Raw genomic sequence first — 252 nt, 5'->3', positions numbered from 1 at the left:
ACATGACATCTACTTTTGATTTTATCGTAACGAAATCAGAGGTTGGGTTAGAGTAACTGCTGACGTCTATCGTCTTAATATCCTTCACATCCAGAGCGGTGCTGCCTTTACCCTGCATATAAACGGATAAATAGACATCTCCCTGCTGTTGGTTAAAAACAGCGGTTGGAATAGTATGTTTCAGGGTATGATTTCCGGCGGTCATAGTAGGTAAGGTAAATCCTCTGATCGGAACAGCATTCCCCGGGCACC

At 44.0% G+C, this 252-nt stretch carries 1 protein-coding gene; it reads right to left on the bottom strand.

Annotation, left to right across the window (positions count from 1 at the left end):
• The coding region (locus SCA31_RS24625) for a hypothetical protein (RefSeq protein WP_410699588.1) at window positions 1-252 on the bottom strand (252 nt) is incomplete at both ends.

The sequence above is a fragment of the Chryseobacterium sp. SIMBA_028 genome (genome assembly GCF_046535285.1).
Lineage (GTDB): Bacteria > Bacteroidota > Bacteroidia > Flavobacteriales > Weeksellaceae > Chryseobacterium.
Note: the sequence above shows the minus strand (reverse complement) of the source record. Positions and strands in the feature narration are given on the sequence as shown.